The 6,919-nt window shown below is 66.5% G+C and carries 8 protein-coding genes; 5 read left to right on the top strand and 3 right to left on the bottom strand.

The features are described from left to right. Positions 1–248: 248 nt before the first annotated feature. On the top strand, positions 249–800 hold the full coding sequence (locus AB0M20_RS19865) for a GNAT family N-acetyltransferase (RefSeq protein ID WP_364300095.1): 552 nt from the start codon (positions 249–251) through the stop codon (positions 798–800). A gap of 229 nt (positions 801–1,029) precedes the next feature. Here the strand turns inward: AB0M20_RS19865 and AB0M20_RS19860 are convergent, their stop codons facing one another. Both AB0M20_RS19860 and AB0M20_RS19855 read right to left on the bottom strand, forming a co-directional pair. Then, the gene (locus AB0M20_RS19860) at positions 1,030–2,562 is read right to left on the bottom strand and encodes an APC family permease (RefSeq protein WP_364300093.1); all 1,533 of its coding nucleotides are present in this window, start codon (positions 2,560–2,562) and stop codon (positions 1,030–1,032) included. 62 nt (positions 2,563–2,624) lie between these two features. Then, entirely contained in the window at positions 2,625–3,263 is a 639-nt protein-coding gene (locus AB0M20_RS19855; RefSeq protein WP_364300091.1) for a GPP34 family phosphoprotein, read from the bottom strand. A gap of 260 nt (positions 3,264–3,523) precedes the next feature. On the opposite strand from AB0M20_RS19855, the gene AB0M20_RS19850 reads away from it, so the two are divergent. The 4 genes from AB0M20_RS19850 to AB0M20_RS19835 all read left to right on the top strand — a co-directional run bounded on the left by AB0M20_RS19850 (position 3,524) and on the right by AB0M20_RS19835 (position 6,453). Then, positions 3,524–4,375: a helix-turn-helix transcriptional regulator gene (locus tag AB0M20_RS19850; protein ID WP_364300089.1), complete on the top strand. Its 852-nt coding sequence runs from the start codon at positions 3,524–3,526 to the stop codon at positions 4,373–4,375. 41 nt (positions 4,376–4,416) lie between these two features. Next, complete coding sequence (locus AB0M20_RS19845; RefSeq protein WP_364300097.1) at positions 4,417–4,632, top strand: DUF397 domain-containing protein; 216 nt, start codon at positions 4,417–4,419, stop codon at positions 4,630–4,632. 182 nt (positions 4,633–4,814) lie between these two features. Further along, complete coding sequence (locus AB0M20_RS19840; protein WP_364300087.1) at positions 4,815–5,954, top strand: type III PLP-dependent enzyme; 1,140 nt, start codon at positions 4,815–4,817, stop codon at positions 5,952–5,954. Positions 5,955–5,964: 10 nt separating this feature from the next. Then, positions 5,965–6,453 carry a GyrI-like domain-containing protein gene (locus AB0M20_RS19835; RefSeq protein ID WP_364300085.1) on the top strand — a complete coding sequence of 163 codons (489 nt, stop codon included), beginning with the start codon at positions 5,965–5,967 and terminating at the stop codon, positions 6,451–6,453. Here the strand turns inward: AB0M20_RS19835 and AB0M20_RS19830 are convergent. Continuing rightward, positions 6,450–6,596: a hypothetical protein gene (locus tag AB0M20_RS19830; protein WP_364300083.1), complete on the bottom strand. Its 147-nt coding sequence runs from the start codon at positions 6,594–6,596 to the stop codon at positions 6,450–6,452. The genes AB0M20_RS19835 and AB0M20_RS19830 overlap by 4 nt on opposite strands. Between the last annotated feature and the right edge of the window lie 323 nt (positions 6,597–6,919).

Below are 6,919 nucleotides of genomic sequence, written 5' to 3'. Positions count from 1 at the left end.
CGCGGAGAGCTGCTCTGCCGCCTCGGCAGGGTCGCCGAGGCGGCAGCCGCCTTCCGTCTCGCCCTTGATCAGGTCCGGACAAAGGCGGAACGCGATCATCTCCGTCGACGATTGGCACATTTAGCTTGACCGCAACTCATTGTCGTATTCACATCACTCTTCGTATGGTGATGGTCAAGAATCATCGACCCGTGTGAGTACGACGAGCGGGGGTTGTTTGCCGACAACCCCTCGGGGGTGCAATGAGCATGCTTGTCAAAGCTATCGACCAGATCGCCGACAGCGAGATCATCGACGCCGCATGGAGCCTCTACCAGGAGGCCTTCGAAGAACTACGCTCGCTGGCCGTGCAGCGACACCTCATGTATCGCGACGAGTTCGTCGAGAACATGAAGGACCCGAGGGTGACGAAGTATCTGGCGCTCCGGGACGACGGCACCTTGTGCGGGATCTCCACGTACACGAACAACCTGGAGGCCGTGCCACTGATCGCTCCCGAGTGGTTCGAGCGTCACTGGCCTGACCACTACGCCACCAAGCGCATCTGGTACATCGGGTTCGTTGCCGTACACCCCGAAGCTCAGGGCATGCGGGCGTTCCGCGATCTGGTGGAACAGATGTACTTGATCGCCTCGAACCAGAACGGACTGGTGGGGCTCGACATCTGCACCTACAACGACGAGGTGCGGCACATGTCGAGGGTCTTCCGGTCAATGATCAGCCGGTGGGCGCCGACGATGCGGTTCGACCGGATCGACCAGCAGTCGTACTGGCTCTACCAGTTCCCGTCCGCTGCGTAGACCCGCAGTCTGGAAGGGTCACGTCATAGGCGACCTCCACACCGGCCACTGCTGCCAGGGCCCGTCGGGTGGCTGGATGGGTTGCTCGAGGGGCGGCCGGCATTCACAACCGTGCCGGAGTATCTGGTCGGTCGCTGGTTGGGCCGGCTGCCGGCGGTCGTGGACCGTCGGCGGTTTCCGCCACGGCCATCCCGATATGGGGTACGCCATGATCCTGTCCTCACCTCGATCAGTGGTAGCTGCCGCGGGCGCCGATCGGGTCCGCATGTAACTGCTTGGGCGTCGCGCTCATATCGCTGAGGATGCTGACCCGGCCGTCCGCGCCGCGCCCGATCGCGGCGTAGACCTCGGGCCGGGCGGCCCGCATGATCAGCGCCCAGACGAACCCGAGCCCGGCCACAGCGAGATAGAGCACCGGGATCAGCCACTGGAAGGGCGAATCGCCGGAGACCTGCAACAGCTCGCCGAAGCCGATCAGGGTCGCGGCCAGCACGACGGAGAGCATGAGGAAGGCCAGCAGCGGCGCGATGATCGCGCGCCAGGCGTTCTCACCCCTGCGGTTACGCACGAAGAAGGCGATCACCGCGGCCGACGCCGACCACATCAGGATCAGCACGCCGAGCCCGCCGATCGTGGTCAGCCAGGCGAAGACGAACACCAGCGGCTCGGCCCCGGCCGCGGCATACGCGGACAGCACCGCCACCGCGAGCACGCTCTGGGTGATCGAGCCCAGCAGCGGCGCCCCGGTCCGCGGGTGCGTACGCCCCCACGCCGCCGGCAGCACACCCTCGCGGCCGAGCGCGAACTGATACCGCGCGACCGCCGCGTGGAACGCGAGCAGGGCGGCGAACACGCTGGTCATGAACAGCACATACCCGATGTCCACCAGGAAGCCGGGCAGGTGCGGCGACACCAGCGTGAACACCAGATCGGTCTTGTGCTCCGCGGCGACGGCCGCGATGTTCTGCGGTCCGGTGTTCACCGCCATGGCCCACGCCGAGACCGCGCACATCAGTCCGGCGAGCCCGACGGCCCAGTGGGTGGCCCGGGCGATGGTGCGCTTCGGGTCCTTCGCCTCCTCGCTCAGCACCACGGTGGCCTCGAAGCCGACGAAGCCGGCGATCGCGAGCACCAGCAGCGAGCCGACCACAGGGGTGATCAGCGGCGCGGGGGAGAAGGGCGAGAAGGTCACCTCACCGCCCGCCGGGTTGGCCACCATCACCAGGTCGTAGATCAGCACGATGCTGATCTCGGCGACCAGCAGCACCGCGAGCACGCGTCCACTCAGGTCGACCCACAGCAGGCCGAGGATCGCCACGAGAGCCCAGGCCACCAACGCGCAGGCGTACCAGCTCACGGTGAAGCCCATCGCGCCGAGAATGCCCGACGCGGCCGAGCCGAACAGCCCGAACAGGCCGATCTGCATGAGCGAGTACGCCGGCAGGGCCACGAACGCGGCGCCCACCCCGATCACCCGCCCGAGGCCGTGGCTGATGTAGGAGTAGAAGGCGCCGGAGTTGACGATGTGCCGGCTCATCGCGACGAACCCGACCGTGAACAGGGAAAGGATCCCGGCCACCACGAGATAGACGATCGGCACGGCGGTGCTGCCGATGATCGCGTAGATGGCCGAGATGGAGCCGATGATCACGGTGAGGGGGGCCGCGCCGGCCACACCGAAGAAGACGACGGACGGGACGCCGAGCCGGTTCTTGGCGAGAGCTTTCGTGATGATGTCCGGCTCGGGGTCCTTGCGCGCCATCAATAGCCTCCCGGCCCAGTGGTCATAATTGTCTGGCCGCCGGTGGTGGCGGCCGACGATGGTCACCGGCGACCGGCGGTCAGCACCGAGCCCACGGAGGCTTCGGTGTACTCGACCAGCTCGTACAGGTCGCCGGGCAGCGAGTGCACCGCGTTGGGCAGCATCAGGAATGCCTGCCGGTGCACCTCGTAGTCGTACAGCACGTGCCGGGTCAGCCCGGTCGCCGCGATCAGGCCGACCAGCAGCCGGTCGCTCACGCCCATCTCCAGGCCGCGGGTCAGGATGTTGGCCAGGCGGGCCGGGGCCCAGGCGGCGGCGTTGCGCTGCGCCGGGCTGTTCGGCATGTACAGCGTGGTCGTGCTCAGCATCTTGCGCCGGGTCACCGACTCGACCTGGCCGAGGCGCATCATCCGCTCACCGACCCGGATCGCCGCGTCCTGGGACAGGAAGGCCAGCCAGGTGCGCACGTCACGGTGCTGGGGCTGGGCGATGAGCAGGTCGAGGATGTCGTGCGAGAGGGCGTCCGACGGTGGCTGCCGGCTGACGATGTGCAGATCGCCCTCGATGATCCGGACCCGGCCCTCCAGCATGAGCTCGCCGATCAGAGCGGCGGCCAGGCCTAGTCCGGTGGCCCGCGGATGGAGCCGCGACCGGCCCGTCCGGTCCTCGTGTGCGATCAGGAAGTACTGGTCAGCCAACACGCCGCCACGCCCCTTATGGACACTCGACTCAAACGACGTCTGCGGGCTGTGCGACTGCCCGTACACGACGCCTTAACTCGCTGTCCGGAGCATCATGTACCCAACCCCAAGGTCAAGACAAGAAGTACTAGACTCGAAGTACGAAGCTCGATGTCTAATCAGGTCCATCGATCGTGATGCGCCGGCTGAGCGTCCTGCTTGGATCTTGGCCGGACGTGCCGACGTAGGATCGGGTCTCGATGGAGTCGAGGGAGTTCGGCGTGACGACCGTGGATGAGGGACCGACCCTGCGCCGGCGCCGGCTGGGCGCCGAGCTGAAGAAGTGCCGTGAGGGCGCCGGCATGACGCAGGAGACGGTGTCGCGCTACTTCGAGTGGAACACGGCGAAGGTCACTCGCATCGAGACGGCACGGGTGGCGGTGAGCGCGCGGGACGTGCGCGACATGCTCTCCCTCTACGGCATCCGCGACGAGGAGTACCGCGAGGCGCTGGTCGACCTGGCCCGGCTGTCCAAGGAAAGGTCCTGGTGGACCGACTACAAGGACGTCATGCGGCCGGGCAACTTCGTGGGCCTCGAGGCGGGCGCCGCCGCGATGCGGGTCTTCGAGCCGATCCTGCTGCCGGGCCTGCTGCAGACCACCGACTACATGCGAGCGCTCATGCGCACGGGACGGCCCAACGACACGCCGGAGAGCATCGACCGGCGCATCGCGCTGCGGCTGCACCGGCAGAACAGGTTGCAGGGATCGAACCCGCTCGAGCTGTCCGCGATCATCGACGAGTCGGTGCTGAGGCGCACGATCGGTGGTGACGACGTCATGCGCGAACAGTTACTTCGTCTCATCGAAGCGGCTCAATTACCCAATGTGACGGTCCAGATCCTGCCGTTCGACGCCGGCGAGCACACCTTCTTGGGCGGCCCAGCAGCGCTTTTGGAATTTCGGGAGACCACCCATATGGATGTTGTATATCTGGAAGGTCTTGCGGGAGACTACTACGAAGAGCAACCGAGCGAGGTTGCCCGTTACCGGGAAGAGTTCGATCGATTGAGCGCGAGGGCGCTCGATCATCGTATGTCCCTTAAGATGATCGAGAGTCTTCTGCAGTTGTAAGAACTCTTCGAGACACAACATATCGAAGGGGGTGCTTGGGGTTGCCCGCGCACCAACTGAACGGTGCCGTCTGGCGTAAGGCCAGCCGCAGCAACGGAAACGGCGGCAACAACTGTGTCGAGGTGGCATTCCTCGACACAGAAGTTGCCGTCCGCGACAGCAAGGACCGGTCAGGACCGGCCCTTTTGTTCACTCAGGCGGAGTGGACCGCCTTCGTGGATTCAACTAAGGATGGCGAGTTCGACATCCGTGCCTGAGCCTAGACATAGGCACGGACAGATGGGAAGTGCTCACTCTAGGTCAACTTCTCCGACCTAGAAGCAATGTGCGGATGCCGCGAGGCCCTTGACGGGGTGTCGCGGCATCCTGCATTTACGGGCCGGATCCGGTTAGGATACTGTCAGCAACGGTCCCATCACTCCATGTTAGAGGGCTTGAAGTGCTGGATCCTCTCGTCGACGTTTCCACGCTCTCGTTCACGCCCGGGCCCACCGAGGCCGGGCCGGTCCTGGAAATGGACGCCGGCCGCATCGTCCAGGCGGTCGCGGAATTCACGTCCGCGTTCCCCGATGTGCGGCCCTACTACGCGACGAAATGCAATCCCGACCCGGGCGTGCTGTCGGTGCTGCACCGGGCCGGCTGCGGATTCGAGATCGCGTCGATCGCCGAAATGATCTCGCTTTCGGCGCTCGGCGTACCCCCGTCGCATTTGATCTTCAGCAACCCGGTTCGCGCCCGTTCGCAGACGGCGCTCGCCTTTCAGGCCGGGGTCTCACGGTTCGCCGTCGACTCGGTCGAGGAGCTGTATCGCACCGCCGCATCGGCTCCGGGCTGCCGGGTCCTGGTGCGGCTGGCGACGTCGCCGCAGGAGAGCCTGGTGCCCAGCGAGGGCAAGTTCGGCGTCGACGTGCCAGCCGCCGCCGACCTGTGCCGGCGGGCTCGTGACCTGGGGCTCGTGCCGTATGGACTGACCTTCCACATGGGATCGCAGACGCTGCATCCCGCGACGCTGGCCGCCCCGCTGGACGACGTCCGGCAGGTGATGACCCAGGTGGCCCTCGACGGCATCAGGTTCTCCGTGCTCGACATCGGTGGCGGCTTCCCGGCGCGCTACTCCGACGGCGTGCCACCGCTGTCCGCGTTCGGTGACGTGCTGGCCCGCAAGCTCGCCGAGCTGCCGTATGCGGTGTCGGTCGTCGCCGAACCGGGCCGGTGCCTGGTGGCCGCGGCGGGCACGTTCCGGTGCCGGGTGATCGGGGTGGCGGAACGGCACGGCGTGCGGTGGGCGCACACGGATCTCGGCGTTTTCAACGGCATGATGGAAGCGTTGGAATCCGGCGGGGAATTGCGTTATCCGTTGCGCGACAGCCGCCGTTCTTCGGAAACACGACTTTTCCATGTCACCGGCCCCACGTGCGACAGTCAGGACACGTTCGCGACGAACGTCCCGTTGTCCGTCGACCTGCGGGAGGGCGACGAGATCATGGTCGGTTCGGCCGGTGCTTACACGGCCACGTACACGACGCGGTTCCACGGATTTCCGCCGCCACGGGTGACGCTGATTCACCCGAATGGGTGAAGATCAACGCATGGAGATCATCGAAGGGCCCGCCGTCGTCGAGCACGGTGAACGGGCGACGGCCGGGATCCGGGTGGTGACGCCGTTCCGGGGGATGTTCGCCGTGCGGGACCGGCTGATGGAGGAGCTACACGGCCGGCTGGACGAGCGCGGTGTCGAGTTCGGCCACACATTCTTCCGGTTGCACGTGATCGACATGAACGGTCCGATGAACGTCGAGGTCGGCGGCATCACGGGCGGGGCCTTCGACGGCGACGATCGGGTGCGCGCCGGCACGCTGCCCGCCGGGCGGTATGCGAGCTTGACGTACGTGAACCACGCCAGGCGCGCCAACCGCATGCTGGTCGAGTGGATCCGTGACAGCGGCCTGCATGCGGACGTGGACGAGGACCCGGCCGGCGATCGGTTCGGCTGCCGGTACGAGGCCTACCTCACCGATCCGCGCACCGAGCGCATGAAGACCCGCTGGCGCGTCGAGCTGGCCATCCGCCTGGCTTAGCCGGGGATACCGCTGATGTTCGGGACGTCGCGCTCCTTACCGCAGAAGGCGCATTGCCAGTAGTACGGGCTGCCGTCGCCGGCCTGAGCGTTGTGCCGCCGCTCGAACTTGTGCCAGGCCAGCAGGCACCGAATCTTCTTCATGGGCGGACGCTAGGCGTCCACGGCGGCGCGGGTCGACAGGCACCGGCCGTTGTCGCGCCGGCCGGGCAACCGGGCCCCGAAGCCAGACGTTTCCTCTGGCTGGGCAACCACTTCGGGTCTGGAGCCGGCGTGCGCAAGCCAGGAGTGGTAGCCCACCCGCCTTTCAGGCGTCCGGATGCGTGGCTGGGCTACCACTTCGGGTCTCGGTCGGGGAGCGCAAGCCAGGAGTGGTAGCTCAGCCGCCTTTCGGGCGTCTGGATGCGTGGCTGGGCTACCAGTTCGAGGCTCGGTCGGTGTGCGCAAGCTAAGAGTGGCAGCTCAGC

It is taken from the genome of Actinoplanes sp. NPDC051633 (assembly GCF_040681735.1).
GTDB lineage: Bacteria > Actinomycetota > Actinomycetes > Mycobacteriales > Micromonosporaceae > Actinoplanes.
The sequence above is the reverse complement of the archived record's forward strand: the minus strand, read 5'-3'. Positions and strand labels throughout refer to the sequence as shown.

What these genes read in the sequence shown, in the direction of transcription:
- AB0M20_RS19865 (WP_364300095.1), top strand. Translation starts at nt 249, where the DNA reads ATGCTTGTCAAAGCTATCGACCAGATCGCCGACAGCGAGATCATCGAC.
- AB0M20_RS19860 (WP_364300093.1), bottom strand. Translation starts at nt 2,562, where the DNA reads ATGGCGCGCAAGGACCCCGAGCCGGACATCATCACGAAAGCTCTCGCC.
- AB0M20_RS19835 (WP_364300085.1), top strand. Translation starts at nt 5,965, where the DNA reads ATGGAGATCATCGAAGGGCCCGCCGTCGTCGAGCACGGTGAACGGGCG.
- AB0M20_RS19830 (WP_364300083.1), bottom strand. Translation starts at nt 6,596, where the DNA reads ATGAAGAAGATTCGGTGCCTGCTGGCCTGGCACAAGTTCGAGCGGCGG.